Source organism: Agrobacterium sp. Azo12, assembly GCF_029193765.2.
Taxonomy (GTDB): Bacteria; Pseudomonadota; Alphaproteobacteria; order Rhizobiales; family Rhizobiaceae; genus Agrobacterium.
Genome location: NZ_JARFYO020000002.1, coordinates 57,180 through 84,110, shown reverse-complemented (window position 1 = coordinate 84,110; position 26,931 = coordinate 57,180). Strand labels below are relative to the sequence as shown.

The window sequence follows — 26,931 nt, the reverse complement described above, 5'->3', positions numbered from 1 at the left end:
GTTCTGGTCCGCCTCCGCATGGACTGGGATCGCCGTCAGGCCGCGAGAGGCGCGGCCCTAACCGGCGGAGACCATCATGAACCTTATGCTTCCCAACGACGACGCCTTGGAGCCGCACCACGCATCCTCCCCAACAGACCGCGTCATTTACGAAATGCAGCTCTATGGCCATCGCCCCTTCCAGGACGAGCCAGATCAGCGGCCGCTGCCCGAAGAGCCGGTCGTGCAGTCGGGGCTGACCGCGATGTTCGACGCTCTGTTCGAGATGCTCGGCGACACCCGGTTGGAGCCCGATCTCGAAGACCTTCTCTGGTCGACGGTCAACCTCTTCCATCGTGCTTGCGACCGTATCCAGCGTGACCTTCAGCGCAACGAGGACGCCCAGCGCACCGGCCAGCGCGAGCAGGATGGCTCGGAGGTGAAAAGCGTCGAGCTCGAGCGCCATGTCGCCGAGGGCATCACGCTGCTCGAACGGCGCAATGCCTTCGAGTTCATGCGCGACTATGCTGCCGACCTCTTCGAGGCCCAGACCGGATCAGCCTGGCGGCCGCGCACCGGCTCCAAGGTGAACCACGCCAACATGACCGCAGCGATGATTGATAGCAGGGATTTCCTCTCTGCCCGCCGCCACGCCGAAAACGCGGTGCTGATCCCACCCGGCACCAAGATCGCCTTTAGCGGCGGCATGGACTACAACGATCACGACCGGATCTGGGCCGCGCTCGACAAGGCACATGCCAAACACGCGGACATGATCCTGCTGCACGGTGGCTCGCCGAAAGGCGCTGAACGCATCGCCGCCTGCTGGGCAGAGGCACGCAAGGTCACCCAGATCGCCTTCAAACCCGATTGGAACAAGCATGCCAAGGCGGCCCCGTTCCGCCGTAACGACGACATGCTTTCGGTCATGCCATCAGGCGTCATCGTCTTTCCCGGCTCCGGCATCACCGACAACCTTCGTGACAAGGCCCGCCGGCTCGGCATCAATGTCTGGGAACTGAAAGGAGGTGGCGCGTAAGCGCCGTTTTCTTACAAATCTGGAAAATCTGGATAATATGGAGATCAACAAGGGAGCACGGCCATGCGGCAATTCACGACAGGCGATCTCAACAAGCAGGTTGGCGACGTTACCGACGCCGCTGCACGTGAACCGGTGGTTCTTACCAAGCACAGAAAACCGCGCTTCGTGCTGATGAGCTACGAGTGTTACGAGCGGATGCGCACCGGCGGCGATCCGCGCAGCGCCCATCGCGTTTCGGATATGCCGGAGGAACATCAGGAACTCTTCGCAAGCGAAATCGACCGGCTGGCGCGGGGTGAGGGGTATGACGATGAGCCGTGAGTTCCTCCCTGGTTAGGTGATAGCCTATCCCTATCTTTGGTCGTGGCAACACGAGCGCGGCGAAACCGAAGGCCGGATGACCCGACCGACCTGTATCCTCGTCGCGGTTCGTGGGGCGAATGGCGGCCTCACCCATATCGCCTTGTTGGTGATCACGACCCAAGCGCCCCAGTCCGATCGGATCGCCTTGGAGGTTTCTGATTTCGTGTGCCGGCGGGCAGGCCTGGGTGACCTCAAGGGCTGTTGGATCGTTGTCGATGAATATAATTACGATGTTGCTGAAAGGTCCTGGTACATCGGTCCGGACGGAGTAGGCCGACGCTGGTCAAGCGCCATCCCTCTTCCATTCAGGCACCCCTTGCATTCTTGACGAATTTTGCGCGCAATTCTCGCTCCAACGGAGTTCCGCCATGCCTAAGTCCCGGCCAAAGACGCCATCGCCCCGCGGTGTCGGCGTTTCGCGGCAACCTGACGTCGTTCCTCAAACAGGTCGAGGATGGTCAGCGGGTTGTCGAGCAAATAAAACGAAGTTACGCGGTTGGAAAAACTGGACGAATTCGATCTTCTAGCAATCCTTTATTGTATATACTGATATCCCATAGTGTATATCCTAATCCATAAATTCAGGAGTGATTGGCATGTCCCCACTCTATATAAAAGATGACAGCGTGAACGATCTGGCCGTTGAGGTCATGGAAATCACAGAGGCTCCGAACAAGACCGAAGCCGTGCGCCGTGCACTTCAGCATGAACTTGATCGCGCAAAAGAGACCGTGCCCTTGAGAGAGCGGATCAAGGAAATTCAGGATCGGGTTAGCAGCCGAATTGGCCCTAATCCAAAATCAGAGCCCTTCGATATGAAGGCTTTCCTAGATGAGCAGTGGGAAATCTGATGTACCTGAACGCATCCGCTATCCTAGCTATTTTGGCCGAAGAAGAAGACGCAGGGTATTACATCGCCAAGTTGGAAGACACCAACCGGCAGATTTTCTGTTCACCACTGACTGTATATGAGGCCGTTATAAGCTTGGCTCGTATTGAGGCGACAAGACTGTCAGCGCACAGTCGCCAATTCCTCCACAATGTATCGATGACGCACAGGTCGACGTTGCCTCTTTGCTTGATGCCCTAAACGTCAAAGAGATGAGCATGAACGCGTCAATCCACGTTAAGTCGATCGCAGCGGCGAGAGAATATGGCAAGGTTGTTGCCAGCCCGGCACGATTGAACATGGGCGATTGCTTTGTTTACGCCCTGGCAAAGGAATACCGTTTGCCACTGCTGTTCAAAGGTGATGACTTTACGAAAACCGACATTGAGCGGGCATAAGGCGAGAGAAGGAGGGCATTATGTGCGGTCGCTTTACCAATGAAATGACATGGAGCGAGATCCATGCACTCTACAGCATTCTGGATAAAAGCCCACCGCCCTCTAATATGCCACCACGCTATAATATCGCGCCCACCCAAAGCATTCATTTTGCGCACAAGGATGACGATGGCCATTTGGTGGTCGATTATGGCCGCTGGTGGCTGGTGCCGTTCTTTGCAAAAGAGTTGTCAAAAGCGGCAATGTTCAATGCCAGGATTGAAACCGTCGATACGTCTGGTGCGTTTCGGGAGCCGTTCAAATCGAAACGTTGTCTCATTCCTGCGGATGGATATTTTGAATGGACGACGAGCGCCGAGGACGGAAAAAAAGACCCGTGGCTGTTTCAGATGCCAGAGGGTAAAGGTTTTTCGTTTGCTGGCATTTGGTCGCATAATCACAAACTTGACGTGACGAGTTGCACGATCATTACCGCGCCGGCTACGCATAAGATTTCAGAAATCCATGATCGCATGCCGGTCATTCTCAATCCCGCTGCATACGACGAATGGTTTGATACAGACATCAAGGGGAATGATGCCAAAGCGCTATTGCGAAGCCAGCATCTCAATGACAATCTGGAATTCCATCGTGTCGGCCGAGGCGTGAACTCATCGCGCTATGACGGAACAGATACGAAGAAGCCCATCATCAATTCACAGTGATCCGTTCACGGAATTGATGAGTGCGATAGGCCCGTTAAATTCTTAATAAACGTCAGTGGCTTACTGCAAGCAGTGATCCGACCTTGCTGCCCAGCCCTTCTCCCACCAGCAAATCCACAGCAAGTGCTTTTGCCCGACGGACGGTACGCTTACGGCCTAATTTTGCACGTTCCCCACAATTCTTGAGCAGAGTTTCGAACCTGGAGAAAACGGTATCTTCGACCGTTCGCCGTCATGGCGTTGCGCCCAATCTGCTTTGCCGGTGATGCGCTTTTGAGCGAGGGACGTGCAGCAGCGGTGGTTTTTGACGAGCCAATTGTCGGCAATTTTGAAGTGAGGAAGCTGAAAGTCGCGTCCACGAGCTGGAGCGCATGCTCGGTCGCAGGACGATGGAGGTCGAAATCCTCCGCGAAGCCCTTTCGAAAGCAGATAAGAGCCACGCAGACCTCATAGCAAGGTTGAGTATACGGAGCTTCTGCCCATAATCCGCAGGCTTGTGGATCAGAGACCAACCTCAGGCTATCGGCGTCTCGCCGCGCTCCTCAATCGCGAAAGTCGAGCCGCCGATAAGCGTGTCGTCAACGCCAAGCGGGCTCATCGCATCATGGCAAACACGCCATGCTGGAGAAGCATGCAGCCGCTCGCAAAAGCCGCATTCGCGATGGCACGGTGATGGTCATGCGCTGTTGCTCCGATTGCCTTGAGTTCTCACCTGCTGGTATGGCGACGTCAGGCTACGAGGCCCAGACAAGGCAATTGGTGAGGCCTGTATCCCGATACTCCATGCGAATTGCGCCATGCGATATCGCCGCGCGGCCAGCAGGCGGCGGCCCGACTACTGTGCCGAGTTCGCAGACACGCAACAGCGCGATGTCGGCGGGAGGCGTGCTCATCGCGTGAAGCATTGTGAAAGGCGACGGCAAGACGTTGCCCCGGACAGCGGCGAAGCGCTGAGGAGGCGCGAGGTGGCCAGCCCGCAGCGTTTGACCGGGCAGCCATGGATTTGTCGCGCCCTTCAGTTGCCCCGAACCATTCCCGTTTTATGTCGCTCGTATAGACGACCGCCTGCTTTTGCGGCCAACCCCTAAAGGGGTAAGACTCGGCCAAAATTTTTGCGAAATTCGATTTCAGTTGTTCGCTTCTAGCGGAAAATAGAATTTCGCAAAATTTTTGCCCGAGCTGACCGCAGCAGGTCGGCCGTCTCTTCGTGCGCCATCGGGAATGGTCCCGAACAACCGAAGGAGAAAGTACCATGGCCACCACGATCGCAACCTTGACGCAGAAGACCGACGGCATTCTCGAAGGCGTCTTCGCCACCATTCGGGTCAACGCCCCAATCGCCATCATCCCGAACGCCCAGAAGGCGACTGAGGAAGCCCCGGACTACCGGGTCATCCACCGCAAGACCGGCTTCGAAATCGGCGCAGGCTGGAACCGCATCGCACGCCAGACCGGCGAGGAGTACCTCTCCGTGAAACTGGAGGCTCCAGAGATCGGCGTCATCTTCGGTAACCTCGCCCAAGCTCCTGGCGGCGATCCAGCGAAGAAGGTGATCCTCTGGAACAACCCGAACTGAACGGAGCCGGCCCCGAGCGATCGGGGCCGGACCTCGGCATTTTTGCGCTGGCCGATCTGCATTGTTGGGAGCAAAAAGTGGCCTCGAGTCCCTCCGGGTCCACCATTTCTGTTTGTGGACGTTGTTTCTCATTTTTCCTCGATTTGTCTCACTCGAACTCCGGTCTGGTGAAAGTGGGTTACTTTTGCGGGCCACATAGGTTTTGCGGCGCTCAACTGGCATCAATGATCCGCTTGGATTGGGCGGCTTTGTTATAGCGCTGCGCAATCTTGGAATCAGACCAGCCAAAGATTGCCATCCACTGATGTTCAGTCGCGCCGACCTCGGCGAGGATCGTCGCGGGCGCCTTTCTAAGGCCATGCGACTGGTATTCTGACAAATCAGCATCCGTCCCATTGCAAACCGGGCCATGGAGCAGAATGGGTAGGCGGCCCGATAGCCCGCCAGCTCCGCTTCGCTCCTGGTGTGGAAGCCGCGAGACTTATTGATTTTGGTCACTCCGGTCGCCGGGTTGAAAGTCGCCAGCTCGGCGCTGATAGCCCAATTGAAAAGAGCCTTCAGGTACTTCACCAGCTTATCAGCCGCGCCCGGCGTCGCTACGCTTCATCTGACTGGCGTCGATGGCGGATTTGCGAATCTTCTTGAAGGGGAGTTCCGGGGCTACAACTCAATATTTTGGTTATGTCCGGCAGAAATGGTTGGCGCTGTTGAGTTATATGCTCAAAGCCACGAGTTTGGCACGGTCTGCGACCAAAGCCGCTACGTGATTTAACGTCACAGAATCCGCGGCAATTGGGGACATATTTTCTGCTAATCGAGGAATCGCGTCCCCTGTGGCATCAGTTAGTTCTTTCACCCGACGGCGTACTAAGAGCAAGCCGACACCTGTCTCCTTTGAAAAAGATTGCCAACCATCACCGTCCATCTCGGCAAGCGTTGCGCGCTTGCCGATCCGCATCGCCATTTTCGGTGAAAGATCTGGATAGGTCACCGTGGAAAGCAGATCGTACAACGGAGCCATTCTCGGACCCTGGTCGTCGTATAGAATTGAGAAGTTCTTTCCGTGTGCGTCTGCGTTTCCGACAATAAGGTTGAAAATCGCAGCGTCCAAGAGTTTTGCGATCTCCGTGCTCGGCCGCTTAGAGACCCGACGCAACAGCTCGAAGCAATCCTTAAAGGTCGGCCCTCCCTCGCTGGCATACTTCGTTTCAGGCGGCACACCAAGTGCTTGGCAGAAGTCCTCCTGGTGGATGCGGCGAACCAGACCTTCGGCATCGCGATAGCGATCATAACGCTCGACCAAAAGAAATGGGCGCCCATTCGCCGATCTGGGTTCGACAGGCGCAACATCAAGGCCGATCGCTTCTGCGAGCCTCATCACGAAGGCTTCATTCTCAGTTGTTCCTGGAAAGCGCGCGATTGGCGGCTTCAGAATATGCGTTGTTGCCTGGCCGGGAACTGGAAGTGCGAGCTGGCCGTCGATCAAAACAAGCGGCACTTTGGATTGCGCACCGGCGAGCGACAGCCTCAAGCCTTCCTGGCCGGCCAATAGGGGCCGCGTTGGAAGTGCGTCCAGTATGCGAACAATTCCGGCCTCATCAAGAGATGCCGGCTGCTGGTCCGTGATAGATCCTGCTGCGACCGGCTCTTGATCTTCCGGCAAAAGCTGAAGGGCGCCTGCTACGTCGTCGCCGAGGCGATCAAGAAGCGCGAAGTCGTTGGCAGGTGAAACCCCCAGTGCTTGCGCCGCAACAAGGCGTTGGCTTTCCTCGGGCAACAAGCCGCCGAAAAATGGTCGGCATTCACGGCGAGAGAAACGCGTCGGGCGCTTTGGGAGGGAGGCAGACAGCGGAAGCGCCTTTTCGTCATCAAGCCAAGCTTCGGTGTAGGCAAAGCCGATATCGCCATGTCTGTCTTGGGTGAATTGCCCGACAATGCGACCATCCCACCAGACATTGAGAACCCTTACCGTCATTTTCTACGTTCCCCAGGAGCCAAAATATCGATCGAACAACCGAGCGTTTGCAGAACCTGCAAGACTTTTCCGATCTGTGCTGTCGGCTTGCCTGCTTCGAGATCAACGATAAATCGGAGGCCGACGCCCGAAACGCCGGCAAGTTCGTCCTGTCGCAAGTTTTGCTCCTTGCGTGTGCTGCGGACCAAGGCGCCGATGTCGGCTGGACTTCTGACTTGTTTTGCCATTTTATTTCCCGATCGGGAAAATAACAGAAAGATCTGCGCTGTGTCTACAAAATTTTCCCGATCGGGAAAATATTTCGAATTTAGCCGGAAGCGTCGACAAAAAATCCCGATCGGGAAAATTAAGATTTACAAATCTATTCAGCCGCACGTCATTCGAATAACTTGGCTGAACAGGATATTACGCTCGTCCGCAATTTGCGGGCTGCCGGCTTCTAGATTCGGTGCGTCAGGGGCAGCCTCGTAACCACCTACGGGCTGAGCTTGACGAAACGATTTGCCTGGGTATCAGCATCCATGTCCTTTCTCCGGAAGTAAATCGCACGACCGCAGCGGATCGGGCTGTGTCCCTGCACGATGATGATCTGCTCGTCCCTGCGCATCGATTGCGTGATCTCATGCGGCATGATGAGCGGCCGCCGCTGAAAGCTCACATTCTCCGATTTACGCGCCGCGCTGTTCTTCGTGTCCCAGCCGATGTTGCGCGAGCTTCCCATCACCTCGACTGTCATCTCGCCACATTGCGCTGAAACGTTGCGGGCTGTGTCGAGTGCCTTGATCGCGGCATAGGAGGCAAAGGCGCAGCCGTCGATCCACGAGGTCGCGCCATCCTTCCCGAAATGTCGCTCAAGCTGGCCGACGGACTGGTACATCAGCATCATCGAGACCCCGTACTTACGACCGCGATCGCGTGCCTCTTCCAGGAGGCGCATGTAGCCAAGCAGGTCAACCTCATCGAGCATGAACAGCGCCCGCCGTTTGAAGGCTCCATCGGCGTGTATCATTGCATTGATCAGCGCGCCAATGACCACCCGGCCGATGCCCGGATAGGATCGCAGGATTGACGCGGGGATATTCAGGAAGACGTCCTTCTGCCCACTGACAATATCGCTGGCTTTGAAGGCGTTGCCACAAACCAGTGCGGCATAGCTGTCCAGTGACAACCATTGTGTGTCTTTCGACGCCGTCGAATAGACGCCGGAGAATGTCTGCTCGGTCATGTTGGTGAAGACGCCCAAGGTTTCTCGGATGAAGGCAGACGCGGAATTCTCCTGTATGTCGCGCAGCATGGCGAGCACCGACGGCTCTGGTTCGGATACGATCTGGCGCAGACTGCGCAGGTTCCGCCGCCCAGTATAATCCGGTGAGAGCATGACATGGGCTAGCAGCCCCGTCAGAAGGTTGTGTGCCTGGCTTTGGAAGTAGGCGCCGCTCGAACTTTCGAAGCGTATACTTTCGGACAGCAGCATGTGGGCGACACCGACAATGTCCTCTTCCTTTTGCTTAGATGTCTCGATGCCGTCGAGCACGTTGAAGCCCATAATCGGGTTCGTCGGATCGAGCACCATTACCTCGCGGCCAAGCGCTCGGGTTCTATGCTCAACCACCATCGGCGCGACCTCTGTCGACGGATCGAGACAAATCAGCGGCCCGGTATAGCGTAGCGCCGTCGGCACGACGTTGCTGGTGGTCTTGTATCCACCCGATCCGGCGAAAAACAGCATGTGGGTGGAGTCGAAATCCTGCTTATAGGTAAGAAGCGGGGCTCTGCCGCCTTGTCCCCATGTCGAACTATCGTTTGGATCGAAGGGCAGCTCATGCACGATTTCCTTGTCGACGCGGTAGCGTTCACCGACAACAATCTCGCCGTCAGCCGGAAAGAGCTTTCCAGCCGCCGACATTGAAAGCCAATCGGCATCGCCGAAGGTCGCGCGCCGCGCCCGCTTGACCGATTGAGGAACGACTGTGGAGATGCGGGCCGAGGCTGCAATCGCCATGAAACCGCCCAAGGCTCCCACCACGACAACCATGTCGAGATAGGAAAGCACATGGTCCCAGCTGACAAGACCCCGCTCGACGAAAGGAGCGAGACGCCCGTATTCTCGCAAGGCATAGACGCCGACAACACCGAGAAAGCACAAGAGGCTCACCATAGCGATCGGCCGCCGGCGGTGCATCGGCAAGGCCCACACCGTCAACAGGCCAGCGAGTGGCCCCAACAGAAGCGCCGGTAACGGCGCGGCGCGCAGAAACCAGTACGCCATTTTGCCTGACATGCCGGTCGTCAATCCAGTCCACCGCCATCCGACGATATGCACGGTGATCGCCGTGACAACAATCGGGACGAGCATAAGCAAAAGGCTTGGATGCAGTTTTCCTTTCAGTGCCATTCCGGCATCTCCCCGGCATGGGTGGGGTCGCTTTTTACCGCGGGCGCCTTGAACGCCTTTTCTCCGATATCGCGCAGTCGTCGGTGTTCGGGCGAGCCAATTGCCACCCGTGCCAGTTCAATCAGGCCGCCGAGCAGGAGTGCCCGGTCGACTTTCGAGAGGCCCGCCTTGACGACGATACCGCCAAGCAGGAATTTCTCGCGAGCCTCCTGTTTGCGCTCAGCCGTCATTTGAAACCGCCTCCGGCGCTCCAGCCCCACTATCTCCCGGTCGATGCGTTGGAGCATCTGCGCCACCAGAGCCTTTCTTTTCGTCTTTTCGAAATCGCGCGGCGATCTCTTCGAAGATTCGATCGACCTCCTCGTCGGTGATCTCCATCTCCGCCAGCCCCCACCTCGTGGCGGCCCTGGCAAAGCGATCGGCGGACTTAACTATTAGAGAACGTCTCCGTTCGCGCAGCTTTTCGATTTGTGTGTCGATATCCAGAATTGATGATTTTGAGGCCATACACCTATCCTTCGCCTTTTTGGGATTTCCGTTTTATCGATTAGACTGACTAGAATACGGTAGTTAAATAAGCTACCTTGCACAAGCCCCCAAAGCGCCGATGCCAGAATTCCGAACCGCACCGTCTTCCGAACCGCGGCATCGGACCTGCGGTCCGATCGGTTTGAGGGCGCAATATACGTCGCTGGCGCGACGTGCTTGGAAGGGCAGGAGACGTTAATGGCGATCATGTTCGTCAGAGCGCAGGTGATCGGAAGAGGAGCAGGACGCAGCATCGTTTCTGCCGCCGCCTATCGGCATCGCACAAGGATGATGGACGAACAGGCAGGCACCTCCTTCAGCTACAGGGGCGGGGCGTCCGAACTGGTGCACGAGGAACTTGCGCTTCCTGATCATATCCCAGCCTGGCTAAAGAGTGCGATCGACGGGAAATCCGTCGCCGGCTCCAGCGAGGCGCTGTGGAATGCCGTCGATGCTTTCGAGAAGCGACCGGACGCGCAGCTCGCCCGCGAGTTGATCATCGCGCTACCGGAAGAACTCACGCGGGCCGAGAACATCACCCTGGTCCGCGAATTCGTGGCGGACAATTTTACGCCGAATGGCATGGTCGCCGATTGGGTGTTTCATGACAAGGATGGCAACCCGCATATACACCTGATGACAGGTCTGCGGCCTCTCACCGATGAGGGGTTCGGCAAGAAGAAGGTGCCTGTGCTCGGTGAGAATGGCGCGCCTTTGCGGGTTGTCACGCCCGACCGCCCGAACGGCAGGATCGTCTACAAGCTCTGGGCCGGTGACAAGGAAATCATGAAGGCGTGGAAGATCGCTTGGGCGGAGACAGTCAATCGGCATCTGGCACTTGCGGGCCACGACATCCGTCTCGACGGCCGCTCCTATGCTGAGCAAGGGCTCGATGGTATCGCTCAGAAGCATCTCGGGCCTGAAAAGGCGGCGCTCGCCCGCAAGGGGATCGAGATGTATTTCGCGCCCGCCAATCTTGCCCGTCGGCAGGAGATGGCGGACCGGTTGCTCAGCGATCCGGAGCTTTTGCTGAAGCAACTTGCCAACGAACGCTCCACCTTCGACGAGAGGGATATCGCGAAAGCGTTGCACCGTTATGTCGACGATCCCATCGACTTTTCTAATATCCGCGCGCGGCTGATGGCGTCAGATCATCTCGTGTTGTTGAAGCCGCAGCAGGTCGACGCAGAGACTACCAAGGTGGCGGAGCCTGCCGTCTTCACCACCCGCGAGATCCTGCGCATTGAATACGACATGGCGCGGTCGGCGAACACCCTGTCGAAGCGCTCGGGTTTTGCTGTAGGGGCGGATGCGGTTACTGGGGCAATTGCGAACGTCGAGACGCAGGATCCGCAAAAGCCATTCCGGCTCGATCCCGAGCAGGTCGATGCTATCAGGCATGTGACAGGCGACAATGGCATTGCTGCCGTTGTCGGACTGGCTGGCGCAGGCAAGTCGACGCTGCTTGCTGCGGCACGTGTTGCCTGGGAAGGGGATGGCCACCGGGTGATCGGCGCAGCACTCGCCGGCAAAGCCGCCGAGGGGCTGGAGGACAGTTCCGGCATCAAATCCCGGACGCTCGCTTCCCTTGAACTGGCATGGGCCAACGGGCGCGACCTGCTCGAACCTGGCAATGTGCTTGTCATCGACGAGGCGGGCATGATCTCATCGCAACAGATGGGTCGGGTACTGAAGGCTGCCGAGGATGCAGGCGCAAAGGTTGTTCTGGTCGGCGATGCCATGCAGCTTCAACCGATCCAGGCGGGTGCAGCGTTTCGGGCGATCAGTGACCGTATCGGTTTTGCTGAACTTGCCGGCGTGCGGCGCCAGCGCGAAGCGTGGGCGCGCGAGGCCTCTCGTCTCTTCGCGCGTGGCAATGTCAGAGACGGTGTCGATGCCTATGCGCAGCAGGGCCGCATCACAGAAGCCGAGACACGTGCCGAAATCGTCGACCGTATCGTTGCGGATTGGACGAATGCCAGACGTGAGCTGTTGCGGAACGCCGCCGACAGGGGAGCTTCCCCCCAGCTTCGTGGCGACGAACTGCTCGTGCTGGCCCATACCAATGAGGATGTGAAGCGTCTCAACGAATCTTTGCGCCAGGTGATGATGGAGGAGGGCGCACTGACCGGTGCCAGCGACTTTCAGACGGCGCGCGGGGTTCGTGAATTCGCCGTCGGCGATCGGATCATCTTCCTGGAAAACGCCCGATTTCTTGAACCGCGTGCGCGCCACCTCGGTCCGCAATATGTGAAGAACGGCATGCTCGGAACAGTCATCTCGACAGGTTGCAAACGCGATGGCTCACTCCTGAGCGTCCGGCTCGACAACGGCCGCGATGTCATGATCAGCGAGGACAGCTATCGCAACATCGATCACGGTTACGCCGCGACCATACATAAATCGCAAGGTGCGACCGTCGACCGGGCCTTCGTGCTTGCCACTGGCATGATGGACCAGCATCTGACCTATGTGTCGATGACGCGCCATCGTGATCGCGCCGATCTCTATGCGGCGCGCGAGGATTTTGAACTGAGGCCGGAATGGGGACAAAAGTTGCGTGCCGATCATGCGGCTGGCGTTACCGGTGAACTCGTCAAAACTGGCAATGCGAAGTTCCGGCCGCAGGATGAGGATGCCAAGGAAAGCCCTTATGCCGATGTGAAAGCCGATGACGGTGCGGTCCATCGGCTTTGGGGTGTTAGTCTGCCGACGGCTCTGGAGGAGGCCGGTGTCGCAGAAGGCGATACTGTCACGTTGCGTAAGAATGGTGTTGAAAAGGTCAAGGTCGTGGTCGCCGTCGTCGATGAGCAGACCGGTGAGAAGCGAACCGAAGAGAGGGAGGTCAAGCGAAACATCTGGACCGCAGAATTGAAGGAAACCGCCGAAGCCCGTGCGCGGCGGATCGAGCATGAGAGCCACCGGCCGGCATTGTTCAATCAGCTCGTCGAGCGTCTTGGCCGGTCGGGCGCCAAGACCACCACGCTCGATTTCGAAAGTGAGGACGGTTACCGGGCGCATACGGAAGATTTTGCACGGCGGCGTGGCATCGACACCGTCGCCGGGATTGCAGCCGGGATGGAAGAGAGCATTTCGGGGCGGCTGGCGTGGATTGCGGAAAAGCGGTTGAGGCTGGCGAAGCTCTGGGAGCGGGCGAGCGTCGCGCTCGGTTTCGTGATCGAGCACGAACGGCGCGTTGCGTATCATGAAGACCGCACCGAACCTCTGACACCGGAAATTCCGGCGACCAGAAAACATCTGATTCCGCCCACCACCAGCTTTGCCCGTAGCGTTGATGAAGATACACGCCGGGCGCAGATCGCCTCGGACCGGTGGAAGGAGCGGGAAGCGATCTTGCTTCCGGTGCTCGAAAAGATTTATCGTGCTCCGGATATAGCACTTGCCCGTTTGAATGCGTTGGCATCGGAAGCGACAAACGAACCGCGCAAACTTGCAGAAAGCCTTGCCGCAGCACCAGATAGGCTTGGCCGCCTTCGCGGCTCCGACCTTATGATCGATGGCCGTGCTGCTCGTGACGAGCGCGACAAGGCCACCACCGCACTGTCGGAATTGGTGCCGCTGGCCCGCGCCCATGCCACCGAATTTTGCCGCCATGCAGAGCGCTTCGGGGTCCGCGAGGAGCAACGCCGCGCTGATATGTCCCTGTCGATCCCCGCTCTCTCCAAGCAGACAACAGCGCGCCTCGTCGAAATCGAAAGAATCCGGGAACGGGGAGGGGACGATGCCTACAAGACCGCTTTCGCCTATGCCGTCGAGGACCGTCAACTGGTCCAGGAGGTCAAGGCCGTCAATGACGCCTTGACCGCACGCTTCGGCTGGAGCGCTTTCACCACGAAGGCCGATGCGGTTGCCGAGCGCAATATGGCATCTCGCATGCCCGAGGATATTGCACCCGAGCGCCACGAGAAACTCTTGCGGTTGTTCTCGGTCGTCCGGCGTTTTTCCGAAGAACAGCATTTGGCCGAAAAACAGGATCGTTCGAAGATCGTTGCGGGCGCGAGCGTCGAGGTCGGAAAGGAAGCGATACCCATGCTGCCGTTGCTCGCCGCCGTGACCGAATTCAAGACCCCAGTGGAAGAAGAGGCGCGCATGCGTGCTGGCGCGCTCGCACACTACCGTCACCATCGCGCGGCACTCGCCGAGACCGCAGTGCTTATCTGGCGCGACCCCGCTGGGGCGATTGGCAAGATCGAGGAGCTTGTTCAACAAGGCGTTGCCGGTGAGAGGATCGCCGCGGCCATCAACTGCGATCCCGCAGCGTATGGTGCGTTGCGTGGCTCTGATCGCATCATGGAGAGGTTGCTTGCCTCCGGTCGCGAACGAAAGGACGGTCTTCAGGCTGTGCCGGAACTCGCCAGCCGCGTACGCTCACTGGGCGCGTCGTGGGCCACTGCCCTGGAGACGGAGACCCGAGCCGTCGCCGAGGAGCGTCGGCGCATGGCCGTCGCCATTCCCGGCCTGTCGCAGGCGGCTGAGGATGCGCTGCGGAAGCTGGTGGGCGATGCGAACAAGCAGACGAAGGGCAAGAGCGTCAAGCGCGGTGTCGCTGTGGGTTCTCTTGAGCCACACGTCGCCCGGGAATTTGCAGAGGTCAGCCGGGCGCTCGATGAGCGTTTCGGCAGGAATGCGATTCTGCGTGGCGAGAAAGACGTCATCAATTGCGTTTCGTCGGCGCAACACCGCGCCTTCGAGGCGATGCGGGAGCGCCTGCAGGTCTTGCAACAGGCGATACGAGTAGAAAGCAGTCAGGAAATCATTGCTGAACGCCAGCAGCGAGCCATTGATCGCGCTCGCAGTGTCTCCCGATAGGTGTCACTTCGGAGAAAGGGAAGGAAAAGCATAGGGACGACCAGGAAACAGTCCACAATGCGGACGACTGCCCCAATATCGAAAGTCGGCCGTCGCTGGAGGGCATGAAGAGCCAAAACACAGAATTGCGCCATCCCGTTTGATGTCCGGGCTCACCTTCTCTGTTGATCCGGCAGAGCTACGGGATTCGTATTGTGTCCAAATCTATCGCCGAGGTGTTCATAGATTGCCCGAAATGGAACGCCTTGCGCTGGCAGCCATTCAATTGATCGGATGGAACCACACGGGAGCTTGCCCAAGCTTCCCTCTATCAGCGTTCGAATGCCGTAGAACGTGACCAGGTCTCTGGCGGAAATCCGAAAAATCAGGCCATCCTTGACTACTCTGATGATCGCGCATCCATCCTCGAAGTCCAAAAGCCGGTCGTCCTCGCGTACGGTAATCGACAGGCAGACCTTCAGGTTCCACCTACAGATTTTCTCGACAACATACGGTGCGGGTTGCAAGGCGACAAAGGCCTCAGTAGCATTCTGGTAAGTCATGATTTCTCTGCCGTTACAGTTTTCTTTCCGTTCGCGCCGAAGAATGGCGCCAGTTCGAGCGCAGAATGGCTCGGTTTAGTGAGTGCGTTGATGTGTGGAGAGGCTTGGTGTTCCGGTCTTCGGCGTCAGTTGGGCAAGAACGCACATCGCTTCGGTATCCGGACGCTTGGGTGATCAGATACATGATGACTCCAATATGATGTGGTTGGCAGCATGCATTTGCTGCTGATCGTGCGAAATACCCTCAAAACTGTGCCCTCATGTGAGGGTATTGCTATTGGGGTTTTTAATAAAAAGGCGGTGACTGTTAGCGATCCTCATGGACAGGGCGTTTGGCAGACACAGGGATAAAGCGTTTGAATTTCGGCACGAGAGGATGCCGAGATCAAAGCGCGCCGGACAATCATAATTCTCTGAAGTCGTTCAGAGCTGCAGGGTTCTACGCAGTTTACATCGTTAACCGGGTCGTCTTTGTGGGGGCACTGACAGTTAAGCCTTACGAAATAAATTTTCCACACAATCGTTACCTTGCTGATTCAGCACATGTTTCCGCGAAAAAATGCCCGAAAGCTGGTTGTGTGGCGAATTCGATGTGCTTGACTCATATTCAGGAAAAGAACAAAAGAAGAACATTAGCAATTCTGGACATGAAGTCCATGTTCCAACGTGAGCCAAGGCGGTCCGCGGACGATGTCGTATGCGCGCAGTTCGAGAGTTATCGATGACCTGAGGGAAAGTATAGCTCATCTCGAAGGTGGCTCTGCGCATAAGGCTGTGACGTTACCGTTTGGTGTTCGTCAGATAGACGACCATCTCCCAGGCGGTGGGATAGCCCTTGGTGCTATCCATGAGTTCGCAGGTGGTGGCGCAGGTACCGTTGACGGTGCGGCGGCCGCGCTGTTCGCAGCGGGTATCGCCGCCCGATCAAAGGGAAAAATCCTTTGGTGCCTTACGCGCCCTGACCTTTTTGCCCCGGCGGTTTCGCAAGCCGGACTTCATCCGGATCGGGTGATCTACTGCGAGGGAAACAAGGATGAGGATGTGCTCGCCTCGATGGAGGAGGGACTTTCCTTTGGCGGGTTTGGAGCCGTCGTTGGAGAATTAGTCCGGCTTCCGATGACCGCATCCCGCCGCCTGCACCTGGCGGCCGAGAAAACGGGCAGTTTGGGGCTCGTCGTTCGACGATGGCGACGACAGAACGAAGCCTCAGATTATGGAAGTCCAACAGCTTCAACGACGAGATGGCGGATCAGTGTTTTGCCATCTGAGCACTTACCCGTCGCAGGCGTCGGAAGGGCGCGATGGTTGGCCGAATTGATAAGAGTAAAAGCAGGCGAGTGTGCTGAGTTTGAATTAGGAGCCTGTGATGCCGAGGGTCGTATCTGTTTACTTCCCGTTTCTGTCGACGGATCGAATACGTCGACATGGAGAGGGAGCCGTGCCGGCTGAAAAACCACTGGTGGTAATATCCAGGTCCGGCTCAAAACGATGGGTGTCTGCTGCAGATGCAGCGGCTCGAAAAGTTGGACTGCGTGTTGGCATGTCGGCTAGCAAAGCCCAGGCAGTGATTGCTGACCTGGTGTTGATTGACGCTGATCCCGTAGCAGATGCAGCCGCTCTCGAACGCTTGGCTCTTTGGGCGCTGAGGCAGTATAGCCCGGTAGTTGCCGTCGATGGTTGTGATGGCATCGTCATGGATACCGAGGGCGCAGACCATCTTCGTGGTGGTGAAGCGATGCTGATATCCGGTCTGGTGAACATGCTGCGTGCTCGAGGACTAACTGCGCGTGCGGCCGTATCCGACACATGGGGAACCTCTCATGCCATTGCCAGGCTAACGTCCACCGAAACGACAGTCGTGCCCATTGGTGAAGTCCAAAAAGCAGTCGTTAGTCTACCTATCCACTGTCTTCGACTTCCCGCAGACATGATTCAAAGTCTTCGCGTTCTCGGTGTGGAGACGGTTGGAGAACTGTCGGCAATGCCGAGAGCGCCATTGACCCTTCGATTTGGCCCTGAGCCAGCACGACGTTTGGACCAGTTATTTGGCCGGGTTGCTGAACCGATCGAGCCAATTCGAACTCCAGAACTTGTCGAGGTCTTTCGTAATTTTCAGGAACCAATCGGTGCTGCCGAGACGATCGAAAAGTACGTTCGCCGCTTGGTGGCGCAATTGACCAGTGAGCTGGAGAAACGTGGTCTTGGTGTGCGACGATCCGACCTCGAAATCCATCGTGTTGACAATACGCGCCAGTGCCTGCGTGCAGGGCTCGCCAAACCAGTCCGCGATCCGGCACGTCTCTCCAAGCTTTTGTGTGATCGCATCGAAAAGATCGACCCCGGCTTTGGTATCGAGAAGCTGGTGCTTGTCGCAATCATGGCCGAGCCCTTGGAGGAAAAGCAAACGGCGTCTTCGTTGATCGAGGAAGAGGTCGTTGACATTACGCCTCTTGTGGACATTCTCGGCAACCGAGGACAACGTTTGTATCGGATGACGCCAGTTGCGTCCGATGTCCCGGAAAGGTCCGTCCTCCGTATCGCGCCGACTGCCCTTGAGACGGGTGCTGACTGGGCGTCGAAATGGCCACGGCCCTCAAGACTTTTGCCGTATCCGGAACGCATCGAAGTCGTTGCTCTGCTCCCGGACCAACCACCTGCGGTTTTCACCTGGCGGGGAAAACGTCGACGCGTCAAACGCGCTGACGGTCCTGAGCGGGTGTTCGGAGAATGGTGGCGAAGGCCACGAGAAAGTCAGGCAGTGCGAGACTATTTCGTTGTCGAAGATGAGACAGGTGAGCGGTACTGGGTCTACCGTGCCGGCGATGGCGTAGATGCCGAAACTGGCTCGCATTTGTGGTTCGTACATGGGGTATTCGGATGAACTACGCCGAGCTTCAGGTCACGACACATTTCTCATTTTTGCGTGGTGCGTCCAGTGCAGACGAGTTGTTTGCGCGTGCTGCCGAACTCGGAATTGATGCGCTCGGTGTCGTCGACCGTAATTCGCTCGCGGGCATTGTCCGAGCTTGGGAAGCGGCAAAGAAAACAGGTGTTCGCCTGGTGGTAGGGTGTCGTCTTGACCTTGCAGACGGCATGTCGATCCTTGTCTACCCAATGAACCGTCCTGCATACTCGCGCCTGACGCGCCTGCTGTCGTTGGGAAAGAGCCGGGGAGGAAAGGGCAGGTGCATCCTCGATCTCACCGATGTCGAAGCCTATAACGACGGACTGATTGCGATATTGCTCCCGGATGAAGCGGATGATGTGTATGCGAGCCAGTTGCGCAGGGTTTCAGCCGTCTTCGGTGACCGTGCCTATGTAAGCTTGTGTCTTCGTCGTAGACCACGCGACAGACTTCGCCTCCATAATCTGTCGAACATGGCCTTCCGCCACAAAGTGAAGACAGTCGTAACAAACGATGTCCTTTTCCATGATCCGTCGCGACGGCAGCTTCAGGATATTGTCACCTGCATACGAAACCGCACGACAATCGACAATGTCGGTTTCGACCGTGAGCGCCATGCGGATCGTTTCCTCAAAGCACCAGAGGAAATGCATCGTCTGTTTTCCGAGTATCCAGAGGCCTTGGCTCGGACGCGCGAGATCGTTGACCGTTGCCGTTTCGACATGAGCGAACTTCAATACCAGTATCCCGAAGAGGCGATGGTTCCAGGATTAGATGCCCAGCAATCGCTGACGAAATTTGCTTGGGAGGGAGCTGCGGATCGATATCCCGAGGGTATCCCTGAAAAAGTCCGTAAGGCGATCCTGCACGAACTCGATTTGATCAGGGTAATGAAATATGCGCCGTATTTCCTGACGGTATATTCAATCGTGCGGTTTGCCCGATCCAAAGACATCCTGTGCCAAGGGCGTGGGTCGGCTGCCAATTCTGCCGTCTGCTACTGTCTCGGGATAACTTCGATCAACCCTGAAACCTCTGATCTTCTTTTTGAGCGTTTCGCCTCCATGGAACGCGACGAACCGCCGGATATCGACGTGGACTTCGAGCACAACAGACGTGAAGAGGTCATCCAGTGGATTTACGAAACCTACGGTCGTAGCCGTTCGGCTCTTTGTTCCACGGTCACGCGCTACCGGGCAAAGGGTGCGCTGCGTGATGTAGGAAAAGCCTTGGGTCTACCTGAAGACCTTATCGGCCAGTTGTCCTCTGGCATATGGGGGTGGTCCAGAGATGGTGTCGGCGAGAAGCAACTCAAAGAAAACAACATGAATGCGTCGGACTATCGGCTGCAACTGGCGCTCGACCTCGCAGGCCAGTTAATGGGTGCGCCTCGGCACCTTGGCCAGCACCCGGGTGGGTTCGTGCTGACACAGGACAGGCTTGACGATCTCGTGCCGATCGAACCAGCGGCCATGGATGATCGACAGGTGGTGGAATGGGACAAGGACGACATTGAAGCTTTGAAGTTCATGAAGGTTGATGTCCTCGCGCTGGGTATGTTGTCATGCATGGCGCGGTCGTTCGAACTGTTGGCCGAGCATAAAGCACTTCCCATGGGGCTGGCAGATGTTCCACAGGAGGATCAACGGACATATGCCATGATCCGCAAAGCCGACACTCTTGGCACGTTTCAGATCGAAAGCCGTGCGCAGATGTCCATGCTCCCACGGTTAAAGCCGAGGACATTTTATGATCTGGTGGTGCAGGTCGCGATCGTCAGGCCCGGCCCCATCCAGGGCGACATGGTCCATCCCTATCTCCGTCGTCGTGAAGGTAAGGAGAAGGTTGAATACCCGACACCCGAACTGGAAGCCGTGCTTGGCAAAACCCTCGGTGTCCCGCTCTTTCAGGAAAGTGCTATGAAGGTGGCAATGGTTTGTGCTGGTTTTTCTGCGGGTGAAGCAGACCAATTACGCCGCGCCATGGCTACGTTCAAATTCACAGGCGGGGTTTCGAAGTTCAAGGACAAACTCGTCAGTGGTATGGTGAAAAACGGCTACTCCGCCGAATTTGCCGAACGCACCTTCAGCCAGCTTGAGGGGTTTGGTTCATATGGATTTCCGGAGTCACACGCGGCTTCGTTTGCTCTGATTGCCTATGCCTCTTCATGGGTAAAGTGTTGGCATCCCGATGTCTTCTGCACGGCACTCATCAACAGCCAGCCTATGGGGTTCTACAGCGTGGCCCAAATCGTCACCGATGCCCGTCAGCATGGTGTCGAGGTTCGTCCCGTGTGTGTGAACTCATCGAGATGGAACTGTACCATGGAGCCGATGGCGGGAACTGACCGTTTCGCCGTGCGCCTTGGTATGCGTGTTGTCAAAGGGCTATCTCAAAACGATGCTGCCAAGATCATTCTCGCGCGTGCCAACCAGGCATTTGAGAGTGCAGACGATATGTGGCGGCGCTCGGGTGTACCAACGGCATCTCTGGTGAAATTGGCAGAGGCAGATGCATTCCTGCCTTCGCTAAAACTCGAACGACGGCAGGCACTATGGGATATCAAAGCATTGCGTGATGAGCCGTTGGAACTGTGGGCTGCAGCGGCTGAGCGGGAAGCGAGAACAGTTTCCGAGATGCAGGAGCCTGATGTCAGCCTGAAATCGATGGCCGAGGGCAGGGAAGTCGTTGAAGATTATTCGCATACTGGGCTGACATTAAGAGCGCACCCGTTGTCTTTTCTTCGCCACGATCTCAAGGCCAAACGCATAGTCACATGTGCTGAAGCAATGGGCGAGCGAGATGGCAAGTGGCTGTGGACCGCTGGCCTCGTGCTGGTCAGGCAAAGACCGGGCAGCGCGAAGGGAGTGATGTTCCTGACCCTGGAAGACGAGACAGGCATAGTCAACGCCGTTGTCTGGCCTTCATTGTTCGAGCGTCAGAGGCGCGTGTTGATGACCGCCAGCATGATGGGCATCCATGGGAAGATTCAAAAGGAGGGGGAAGTGGTGCATCTCGTTGCCCAGAAGCTGTTTGATTTCTCAAGTAACCTTAGAAACCTTGGAGAGCGAAATGGTGACTTTCCGTTGTCCTACGGGCGCGGAGACGAGGTTAAGAATGGCGGAGGTCCCGATCCTCGGGATAATCCGAAGCCAGCGGTGCAGGCGAGGGACATTTATATTCCCGATTTGCATATCGATACATTAAAGGTGAAGAGCCGGAATTTTCATTAGGGACCCTTCAGGTGCAAAGTGCACATTACAATTGGGATCAACGGCAGTGCCGTTTGTGGTTTTCACTCGCGCTGTTTACGACCGGTCGCTTTCGCAATCTGGGCTGCAAGTTGTCGTCCGATCTCTATGACGTCGTCACGATTGGCGGTGGGGTCCTGGTTGCTCCATGCAAGTCCAAGACCGATGCGCAAATCGACTTCCTCGACCGGCTTTAATCGGAAGTTTTTGTTCGGAAGGTTCGCAGCCCATTCTGGAACGAAACCCACACCGACGCCCGCAGAGACAAGCGCGATCAGTGATAAGGTATCATCGCAGGTGTAGGCGATCCGGTCTGAAAGTGCGTGTTCGCGAAAGGTGTCGAGAAAATACCGCTCAGTATAAGACAGGTTCGAGCGGGAGAAAGAGATGATTTTCTGGCGACGCAGGTCGTCCAGTGTGATGGTCTGCGCTTCAGCCAGAGGATTCTCTTTGGAGACGGCCAGCAAATACCGCTCCTCAGTTATGGCCTGCCATCGCAACGCGCCATTATTTTCCGGTGGACGAACAAAACCGATATTGACCTGTCCACGCTCAATGTCGCGCACGATGGATTCCGTCGTGCCGTTGCGGATATGAATGCGAATATCTGGGTAGCGTCGGCCGATGCGCGCAAGAAAATCAGGCAACAGACCGAAAGTTGCCGGGTGAATGGTGCCGATGGTGATCTTGCTGGCAGCCTTGCCAGCAACCGCCTGCGCGACTGCACAGCTTTCATCGACATCGCGAAGCAGTTGGACGCAACGCTCATAAAAAACGGAGCCCGCCGGTGTTAGCTGAACGCGGCGTGTGGAACGAATGAGAAGTGAAACGCCCAGTTCCTTCTCAATCGCCTGAACTTGGGCGGTGACTGCGGGCTGGGCGAGGCTGAGCCGGATCGAGGCACGCCCGAAATGCAGTTCCTCCGCGACGGCCACGAACGTGCTCATTTGGCGGAGATCCATCCCAGTTCCTTCCGTCACAGGTACAAACAGAGCCATAGGAGGCCAGTTATTTATCGAAGGATAGTGCCATCGATCTCCTTGGTCCAGATGCATTATTGATAGCCGGCGGTGATTAATGATTGCCACGATTCTTTGAAGCCTGCATAGTAGGAGGATCGAAAGGAACCGCCCCGCAACCACTACGAGATTGTGGAGTAGCAATGGTCTAGCGATCTCGGTTAAGTTGACGGTTCAGAAGAATCGATGGTGAAGGCGATGAAATCGGATATCGGACATCTTCCGCAGGCAAAGCAGGTCGAACTGGAAAAGGTCGTCCGCATCATCCATGAAGAGTTTGCTGGCGTGGTTGAGCGTTCGAAGTCGGATGCGAAGAAAGACGGCCGGATCTACAAGATCATCCTGTTTGGTTCCTATGCCCGCGGCACCTTTGTTGACGAACCGCATACCTCGAAAGGCTATCGTTCAGATTTCGATATTCTGGTCATCGTCAGCAACAAGGAACTGGCCGACCCGAAATACTGGGACAAGGCCACCGACCGGCTGATGTGGGATAAGGATATCGAAACGCCTGTTGGTCTGATCGTGCATGGCGCCCGCGAGATCAGCAATTTTTTGCATGACGGGCAGTACTTCTTTGTCGATCTCGCCCGTGAAGGCATCATTCTCTACGAGTTCGATGACCGACCACTGGCCGAACCAAAGCCGCTCAGCCCAGCGGATGCGCTCAGGGTGGCAGAGGACCATTTTGAAAAGCAGTTTCGGAATGCGATGGGTTTCTTGGAAGGTGCGGACTTTTACATCAAATCGGGCTACCTCAACCTTGCAGCCTTCACTCTGCACCAGGCAGTCGAATCCGCCTACTCTTGCTATCTCCTCACACTCACCAACTATTCTCCGCCCTCGCACAATCTGAAATTCCTGCGCGGGCTTTCCGAGGATCGTGACCGGCGGCTGGTCGATATCTGGCCGCGTGACCACCAGCGCTTTACCGCATGGTACAACATCCTCAACGAGGCCTACGTCAAGGCGCGCTATTCAAAACAGTTCGAGATCAGTGAAGAGGCGCTTGCGTGGCTTCAGGAACGGACGGCTGAACTTCATACCCTGATCGAAACGCTCTGCAGGGCGCATATCGAAAAACTTCGGCACAGCATATAAACCCTCTGTGACGAGGATATTTACTCAATTCCGCGTGCGAGGGATTGACGGGATCGGTCCTGATATTTCGAAAGTTTATTCGCCAGCTCGAGCGTATGGAGTAGGCAGGGCAGGTTCGCTCATCGGATGCTCCCGATGGCCATCGTAGATTGTATGAGCTCCGCCCGAAAAACACCGGAGGCTTAAGCCGTGCCGACCACTCAGGCTAACTGTATTTGAATGACCAAAATCTCGGGATAGAACGCGCAAATTTATTGTCGCCGAAACTGAGTACGCGTTTTCATCATATAGATGATGCTGCGACGAAGGGAGGCGCGTGCTAGGGCCTTCGTCTCGAAATCACCGGAGATGTTTGCAGAGCAAGGGCGTGTCAAATCAGCTTCAGCTTCGTTGCCAACGCCGTCGTCTGAGAAAGAGTCACGGTCTTGAGAATCTTGCGCACTTTCCTTAGATGAAAATCTACATTGTGATGCGTCATGTTCTCGATGATCGCAATCTCTTTAGTCGTTTTCCCTTCTGCGACCCATTTGAGCACCATCGACTGCCTTCCTGTGAGTTCGATGTCCTGTGGTTTGGACGATGCTGCTCCGGTAGTGTCGATGGAGACGTAAAGCAGAGACATTGCGTTTGCCGTCAGGACAGGCTGAAGTTTGAATTTGCGGGGTAAAGTGACGTCTCCGGTGAAAAGAGTGAATATGAACAGATTGTTAAAAGGCGTGGCCACCGGCATTGATATGCCCGCTCTGATGCCAGCCTCATGCGCACTTACATAAAACACCCGTTTGGCCCCACGTGCGACTTTACGTTCATGCTCGAAACTCCAGACAAAAGGTTCCATTTTCTTGCGGGCAAGGGTCGGAATCGGATCAAGCCTTTCGAAACGTTCCCGCCAATATTTGTCCAGCCACTCCCTTGGCGCGTTGGACAGCATGCAATTCCCCCGTCCGGTATGACGCACAATCGTCGCGCGATAACAATCGAACCCCAAGTCTCGTGTAAGGCCATCAAGCAGATCAGTCGTTGCCCGTCTGTTTTTCATCATGGAGGTCGTGTCGATCAATTTGCGTAGCCAAATCTTCATAAGCAAAGTCTTCAATCCAGAAATTTTAAGTTGGGTGTTCTGCCCGGTAAATCATATGACAATTACCGGACTGGTTCTTGTTTTGAGGTTCTTCCCATCAAAGTCGGAGCTTTACAGCGCGGGCATTGCCATCGCGTTCGATCGTTCCGACGAAAAAGGTATATATAAAGGTCGCGTAACTCGAAGCGCCGTCTGCATTCGCTGCCGCGTTTCCTCGCAGACATCGAAGATCCCGCAGCAAACTGGAAACCGGCCATATCCGTCAGCGCGCCCGATCTCATCCACCATCAATCCCGCGCGTCGATATACTCTCGCCATTTGCGGTTCATAATTTGAAACCAGCGTTTCGATACCATGTGCAATGGAGCATTCACATAAAGCCAATAAGAGGAAGCCAAAAGCTCTCGATGGGCTGAGTGTTGGCGCAACCTTCATGAGCAACTCAGCATCCAGACACATCCGCGTACCTTCCCATATGCTCGGAGCCACAAGATCCGTGTTCGGAAAGGTTCGGGCAAAAACGTCATGCAACAATGTTGGCCCTGTTGTTGGCATCAGTCGCAATGTGCCGTAGAGAGTTCGGGCGTCATCGTCACACCATATGAGATAGACGGCCCCCAAATCGTCGTAGACATCGCGTTCAAGGTCGTGATCGACGTTGACCTGCCAGCCGAGACGATCATGAAAAACGCGTTTCCGCAGTCGGAATGATTGCTCCAAAAGGCCTGCATAGCGGTGATATTGGTAAGATTGGACAAGCAAATACACGAGGCAATCTCCGGACTGTAAAGCACGAAAGAATGCACCGTTTATCGCCGCCGCCTATTGCTCAGATGAGCGCATACAATCGAGGGTATTGCCGATGCGTGTGACCGCCGAGCTATATCGAGGGATTGAGTCGAAGCCTTGATATCCATCGTAGTATCAGACGTTAATCAACCTGAACTTCACCGCCTGGACCGCCGCGGATGAAATAGTTGCACATCCAAGCTTCGTACGTCCCGATTTAAGATAACTTCTCGCGGTATGCTCAGAAATGCCCAAGATAAGTGCGATATCCTTGTGGTCCTTTCCGCGCGCCACCCATGAAAGGCATTCACGCTCACGCGTGCTCAGACCGGGAACAGGATCTTTTCCGCCGTGGATTTCGTGGATCGCTTTCAAATGGACCCGATATGCGACCTCAATCCACTCTGCCCGGTTATCTGCAACAAACTTGTCCCAAGAGGTGGTAGGTCGAGCCGCATTAATAGAGAAAATCGCGCGTCGCCCGGCCTTGTCGGTAATCGGGATCGAATAACCGTAGCCCTCCACGCCATACTGCCGCGCATCATCGAAGAATTCAGCCGTTTCGGGTGTTATGTCGAACTCACGCCAATCGAATGGAAGCTGCCGTAAAAAACCCTGCTGAACCACAGGGTCGATATGGACGTATCTTTTTAAAAGATACCGAGCGATCCATTCAGGCCCATAGGTCGTTTGCACGAATGGTGCATCAAGTTCGCTGATGATGGTTGCTGTCAGATGGTAGGTGATGAAACTGACATTATAAATCTCTTGAAGCGCGATCAGAGCGTCATACACTGTGGGGGCATCCGCAACAGTCTCGATAATACGGGCGAGATTTTCAGGTTCTGTTTTCATCTGGCAACCCTTTTCGATGCGACGTGAGGCTTGGCTGAGCAACGCGAGAAACACCATCGCGGCGCTCAATCAATAAAATGAGCTGCAAATCTGCGCCCCTGGGGAAACTTTCTGTTTTTGTTGGCAATGAATTTTTTAGACGAAAAAATGGGAGAGTAGTCAACGCACCAAGATAAACGGATGCGGATCTCCGCTGTGTCAAGGTTCCGCGTTCAGGTGCCGATAGACTGGCTGCTTGACCCACGACGCGACGGTCCGTCGCAACATGCGCATTATTAAGATAGTGGCAGCCGGTTCCAAGTGGGACAGGAGCCCTCTGCGGCTGACAGAAATCGCAATCAGTACCCATTGGCGTTGGTTCCAATTGCAAGAGACCGGCCAAGCGAGACACTTTTGGGTATTTCAAAAAAATAGCCCGTGCTTTCGGAGTGTTATAGACACAAAGAAATATTGCCACGGGGATGATGCCAGCGACACGCATGGCACCGGAAGCCGCTCCCGCATTTTCCATTCTCATTGTTGTCTTGAATCCATTCAACTATCCGTCCCGCTTGTAAAGATCTTCATGTCAGCGCTGAGCCGACTTCGTCTGCGCCAACCTCCGCTGGTTCCTAATGAGGCAAAAGCTCGAATTTGAAACCTTGCGCAAATCATCATATTTTCCGACTACTACTTCTAGTAGTCGCATAGAAGGCTCAATTCAGCAAAA

Annotated in this window: 24 protein-coding genes and 3 pseudogenes; 14 read left to right on the top strand and 13 right to left on the bottom strand. The window is 56.0% G+C overall.

Annotation, left to right across the window (positions count from 1 at the left end):
* The first annotated feature begins 76 nt into the window (after window positions 1-76).
* From PYL13_RS16880 to PYL13_RS16845, 8 genes and pseudogenes are all read left to right on the top strand, one after another.
* The gene (locus PYL13_RS16880) at window positions 77-1,018 is read left to right on the top strand and encodes a DUF2493 domain-containing protein (RefSeq protein ID WP_275642421.1); all 942 of its coding nucleotides are present in this window, start codon (window positions 77-79) and stop codon (window positions 1,016-1,018) included.
* 63 nt (window positions 1,019-1,081) lie between these two features.
* Window positions 1,082-1,342 (top strand): type II toxin-antitoxin system prevent-host-death family antitoxin, encoded by a 261-nt coding sequence (locus PYL13_RS16875; RefSeq protein WP_275642420.1) that lies wholly within the window; start codon window positions 1,082-1,084, stop codon window positions 1,340-1,342.
* 16 nt (window positions 1,343-1,358) lie between these two features.
* Window positions 1,359-1,649 (top strand): annotated as a pseudogene (locus PYL13_RS16870) (hypothetical protein); the annotation flags it as partial.
* 103 nt (window positions 1,650-1,752) lie between these two features.
* Window positions 1,753-1,855, top strand: a pseudogene (locus PYL13_RS16865) (antitoxin of toxin-antitoxin stability system); the annotation flags it as partial.
* A gap of 125 nt (window positions 1,856-1,980) precedes the next feature.
* A complete protein-coding gene (locus PYL13_RS16860; protein ID WP_275642419.1) occupies window positions 1,981-2,235 on the top strand; it encodes a type II toxin-antitoxin system VapB family antitoxin in 255 nt (84 codons plus the stop codon).
* Between the two features lie 256 nt (window positions 2,236-2,491).
* Entirely contained in the window at window positions 2,492-2,671 is a 180-nt protein-coding gene (locus tag PYL13_RS16855; RefSeq protein WP_275642418.1) for a type II toxin-antitoxin system VapC family toxin, read from the top strand.
* 20 nt (window positions 2,672-2,691) lie between these two features.
* A complete protein-coding gene (locus tag PYL13_RS16850; RefSeq protein ID WP_275642417.1) occupies window positions 2,692-3,375 on the top strand; it encodes an SOS response-associated peptidase in 684 nt (227 codons plus the stop codon).
* 175 nt (window positions 3,376-3,550) lie between these two features.
* A pseudogene (locus PYL13_RS16845) lies at window positions 3,551-4,106 on the top strand (transposase); the annotation flags it as partial.
* 3 nt (window positions 4,107-4,109) lie between these two features.
* On the opposite strand, the gene PYL13_RS16840 reads toward PYL13_RS16845, so the two are convergent.
* Window positions 4,110-4,268 (bottom strand): hypothetical protein, encoded by a 159-nt coding sequence (locus PYL13_RS16840; RefSeq protein ID WP_275642416.1) that lies wholly within the window; start codon window positions 4,266-4,268, stop codon window positions 4,110-4,112.
* Window positions 4,269-4,627: 359 nt separating this feature from the next.
* On the opposite strand from PYL13_RS16840, the gene PYL13_RS16835 reads away from it, so the two are divergent.
* Window positions 4,628-4,951: a DUF736 domain-containing protein gene (locus PYL13_RS16835; protein WP_275642415.1), complete on the top strand. Its 324-nt coding sequence runs from the start codon at window positions 4,628-4,630 to the stop codon at window positions 4,949-4,951.
* Window positions 4,952-5,162: 211 nt separating this feature from the next.
* Here the strand turns inward: PYL13_RS16835 and PYL13_RS16830 are convergent, their stop codons facing one another.
* From PYL13_RS16830 to PYL13_RS16805, 6 genes are all read right to left on the bottom strand, one after another.
* Window positions 5,163-5,330, bottom strand: a complete 168-nt coding sequence (locus tag PYL13_RS16830) for a tyrosine-type recombinase/integrase (RefSeq protein WP_275642414.1) — start codon at window positions 5,328-5,330, stop codon at window positions 5,163-5,165.
* A gap of 333 nt (window positions 5,331-5,663) precedes the next feature.
* Entirely contained in the window at window positions 5,664-6,926 is a 1,263-nt protein-coding gene (locus tag PYL13_RS16825; protein ID WP_275642413.1) for a type II toxin-antitoxin system HipA family toxin, read from the bottom strand.
* Complete coding sequence (locus PYL13_RS16820; protein ID WP_071832086.1) at window positions 6,923-7,153, bottom strand: helix-turn-helix transcriptional regulator; 231 nt, start codon at window positions 7,151-7,153, stop codon at window positions 6,923-6,925. Before PYL13_RS16820 ends, PYL13_RS16825 begins: the two co-directional genes overlap by 4 nt.
* A 248-nt stretch (window positions 7,154-7,401) precedes the next feature.
* The gene (gene traG, locus PYL13_RS16815; RefSeq protein WP_275642412.1) at window positions 7,402-9,321 is read right to left on the bottom strand and encodes a Ti-type conjugative transfer system protein TraG; all 1,920 of its coding nucleotides are present in this window, start codon (window positions 9,319-9,321) and stop codon (window positions 7,402-7,404) included.
* Window positions 9,312-9,551, bottom strand: a complete 240-nt coding sequence (locus PYL13_RS16810; RefSeq protein WP_275642411.1) for a conjugal transfer protein TraD — start codon at window positions 9,549-9,551, stop codon at window positions 9,312-9,314. Before PYL13_RS16810 ends, traG begins: the two co-directional genes overlap by 10 nt.
* Window positions 9,541-9,828: a TraC family protein gene (locus PYL13_RS16805; RefSeq protein WP_275642410.1), complete on the bottom strand. Its 288-nt coding sequence runs from the start codon at window positions 9,826-9,828 to the stop codon at window positions 9,541-9,543. Before PYL13_RS16805 ends, PYL13_RS16810 begins: the two co-directional genes overlap by 11 nt.
* Window positions 9,829-10,047: 219 nt before the next feature.
* Between PYL13_RS16805 and traA the strand changes: the two genes are divergently transcribed.
* Window positions 10,048-14,679 carry a Ti-type conjugative transfer relaxase TraA gene (gene traA / locus PYL13_RS16800; protein ID WP_275642409.1) on the top strand — a complete coding sequence of 1,544 codons (4,632 nt, stop codon included), beginning with the start codon at window positions 10,048-10,050 and terminating at the stop codon, window positions 14,677-14,679.
* Between the two features lie 152 nt (window positions 14,680-14,831).
* Here traA and rctB read toward each other — a convergent pair whose 3' ends face one another.
* On the bottom strand, window positions 14,832-15,221 hold the full coding sequence (gene rctB, locus PYL13_RS16795; RefSeq protein ID WP_275642408.1) for an SMa0974 family conjugal transfer regulator: 390 nt from the start codon (window positions 15,219-15,221) through the stop codon (window positions 14,832-14,834).
* A 690-nt stretch (window positions 15,222-15,911) separates the two neighbouring features.
* Here rctB and PYL13_RS16790 point away from each other — a divergent pair.
* The 3 genes from PYL13_RS16790 to PYL13_RS16780 are packed head-to-tail and all read left to right on the top strand — an operon-like array spanning window position 15,912 to window position 21,359.
* A complete protein-coding gene (locus tag PYL13_RS16790) occupies window positions 15,912-16,670 on the top strand; it encodes an ImuA family protein (protein WP_275642407.1) in 759 nt (252 codons plus the stop codon).
* Window positions 16,588-18,102: a DUF6504 family protein gene (locus tag PYL13_RS16785; RefSeq protein ID WP_275642406.1), complete on the top strand. Its 1,515-nt coding sequence runs from the start codon at window positions 16,588-16,590 to the stop codon at window positions 18,100-18,102. The genes PYL13_RS16790 and PYL13_RS16785 overlap by 83 nt, the downstream gene beginning before the upstream one ends.
* Window positions 18,099-21,359 (top strand): error-prone DNA polymerase, encoded by a 3,261-nt coding sequence (locus PYL13_RS16780; RefSeq protein ID WP_275642405.1) that lies wholly within the window; start codon window positions 18,099-18,101, stop codon window positions 21,357-21,359. Before PYL13_RS16785 ends, PYL13_RS16780 begins: the two co-directional genes overlap by 4 nt.
* Window positions 21,360-21,421: 62 nt before the next feature.
* Here the strand turns inward: PYL13_RS16780 and PYL13_RS16775 are convergent, their stop codons facing one another.
* Window positions 21,422-22,339 (bottom strand): LysR family transcriptional regulator, encoded by a 918-nt coding sequence (locus tag PYL13_RS16775; RefSeq protein WP_275642567.1) that lies wholly within the window; start codon window positions 22,337-22,339, stop codon window positions 21,422-21,424.
* A gap of 255 nt (window positions 22,340-22,594) precedes the next feature.
* On the opposite strand from PYL13_RS16775, the gene PYL13_RS16770 reads away from it, so the two are divergent.
* A complete protein-coding gene (locus tag PYL13_RS16770) occupies window positions 22,595-23,497 on the top strand; it encodes a nucleotidyltransferase and HEPN domain-containing protein (RefSeq protein ID WP_275642404.1) in 903 nt (300 codons plus the stop codon).
* Between the two features lie 370 nt (window positions 23,498-23,867).
* On the opposite strand, the gene PYL13_RS16765 is transcribed toward PYL13_RS16770, so the two are convergent.
* From PYL13_RS16765 to PYL13_RS16750, 4 genes are all read right to left on the bottom strand, one after another.
* Window positions 23,868-24,578, bottom strand: coding sequence for an autoinducer binding domain-containing protein (locus PYL13_RS16765; protein WP_275642566.1), 711 nt, complete (start codon window positions 24,576-24,578; stop codon window positions 23,868-23,870).
* Between the two features lie 111 nt (window positions 24,579-24,689).
* On the bottom strand, window positions 24,690-25,346 hold the full coding sequence (locus PYL13_RS16760) for an acyl-homoserine-lactone synthase (protein WP_275642403.1): 657 nt from the start codon (window positions 25,344-25,346) through the stop codon (window positions 24,690-24,692).
* Window positions 25,347-25,502: 156 nt separating this feature from the next.
* Window positions 25,503-26,222, bottom strand: a complete 720-nt coding sequence (locus tag PYL13_RS16755; RefSeq protein WP_275642402.1) for a LuxR family transcriptional regulator — start codon at window positions 26,220-26,222, stop codon at window positions 25,503-25,505.
* A complete protein-coding gene (locus PYL13_RS16750; RefSeq protein ID WP_275642401.1) occupies window positions 26,206-26,760 on the bottom strand; it encodes a hypothetical protein in 555 nt (184 codons plus the stop codon). The genes PYL13_RS16755 and PYL13_RS16750 overlap by 17 nt, the downstream gene beginning before the upstream one ends.
* Window positions 26,761-26,931 lie beyond the last annotated feature (171 nt).

Excerpts from the sequence above, each read along its gene's own strand:
- PYL13_RS16805 (WP_275642410.1), bottom strand. The coding sequence starts at position 9,828 with ATGGCCTCAAAATCATCAATTCTGGATATCGACACACAAATCGAAAAG.
- PYL13_RS16855 (WP_275642418.1), top strand. The coding sequence starts at position 2,492 with ATGAACGCGTCAATCCACGTTAAGTCGATCGCAGCGGCGAGAGAATAT.
- PYL13_RS16835 (WP_275642415.1), top strand. The coding sequence starts at position 4,628 with ATGGCCACCACGATCGCAACCTTGACGCAGAAGACCGACGGCATTCTC.
- PYL13_RS16850 (WP_275642417.1), top strand. The coding sequence starts at position 2,692 with ATGTGCGGTCGCTTTACCAATGAAATGACATGGAGCGAGATCCATGCA.
- PYL13_RS16780 (WP_275642405.1), top strand. The coding sequence starts at position 18,099 with ATGAACTACGCCGAGCTTCAGGTCACGACACATTTCTCATTTTTGCGT.
- PYL13_RS16765 (WP_275642566.1), bottom strand. The coding sequence starts at position 24,578 with ATGAAGATTTGGCTACGCAAATTGATCGACACGACCTCCATGATGAAA.
- traA (WP_275642409.1), top strand. The coding sequence starts at position 10,048 with ATGGCGATCATGTTCGTCAGAGCGCAGGTGATCGGAAGAGGAGCAGGA.
- PYL13_RS16880 (WP_275642421.1), top strand. The coding sequence starts at position 77 with ATGAACCTTATGCTTCCCAACGACGACGCCTTGGAGCCGCACCACGCA.
- rctB (WP_275642408.1), bottom strand. The coding sequence starts at position 15,221 with ATGACTTACCAGAATGCTACTGAGGCCTTTGTCGCCTTGCAACCCGCA.
- PYL13_RS16755 (WP_275642402.1), bottom strand. The coding sequence starts at position 26,222 with ATGAAAACAGAACCTGAAAATCTCGCCCGTATTATCGAGACTGTTGCG.
- PYL13_RS16875 (WP_275642420.1), top strand. The coding sequence starts at position 1,082 with ATGCGGCAATTCACGACAGGCGATCTCAACAAGCAGGTTGGCGACGTT.
- PYL13_RS16820 (WP_071832086.1), bottom strand. The coding sequence starts at position 7,153 with ATGGCAAAACAAGTCAGAAGTCCAGCCGACATCGGCGCCTTGGTCCGC.
- PYL13_RS16860 (WP_275642419.1), top strand. The coding sequence starts at position 1,981 with ATGTCCCCACTCTATATAAAAGATGACAGCGTGAACGATCTGGCCGTT.
- traG (WP_275642412.1), bottom strand. The coding sequence starts at position 9,321 with ATGGCACTGAAAGGAAAACTGCATCCAAGCCTTTTGCTTATGCTCGTC.
- PYL13_RS16810 (WP_275642411.1), bottom strand. The coding sequence starts at position 9,551 with ATGACGGCTGAGCGCAAACAGGAGGCTCGCGAGAAATTCCTGCTTGGC.
- PYL13_RS16790 (WP_275642407.1), top strand. The coding sequence starts at position 15,912 with ATGTCGTATGCGCGCAGTTCGAGAGTTATCGATGACCTGAGGGAAAGT.
- PYL13_RS16770 (WP_275642404.1), top strand. The coding sequence starts at position 22,595 with ATGAAATCGGATATCGGACATCTTCCGCAGGCAAAGCAGGTCGAACTG.
- PYL13_RS16840 (WP_275642416.1), bottom strand. The coding sequence starts at position 4,268 with ATGAGCACGCCTCCCGCCGACATCGCGCTGTTGCGTGTCTGCGAACTC.
- PYL13_RS16825 (WP_275642413.1), bottom strand. The coding sequence starts at position 6,926 with ATGACGGTAAGGGTTCTCAATGTCTGGTGGGATGGTCGCATTGTCGGG.
- PYL13_RS16785 (WP_275642406.1), top strand. The coding sequence starts at position 16,588 with ATGCCGAGGGTCGTATCTGTTTACTTCCCGTTTCTGTCGACGGATCGA.
- PYL13_RS16775 (WP_275642567.1), bottom strand. The coding sequence starts at position 22,339 with ATGGATCTCCGCCAAATGAGCACGTTCGTGGCCGTCGCGGAGGAACTG.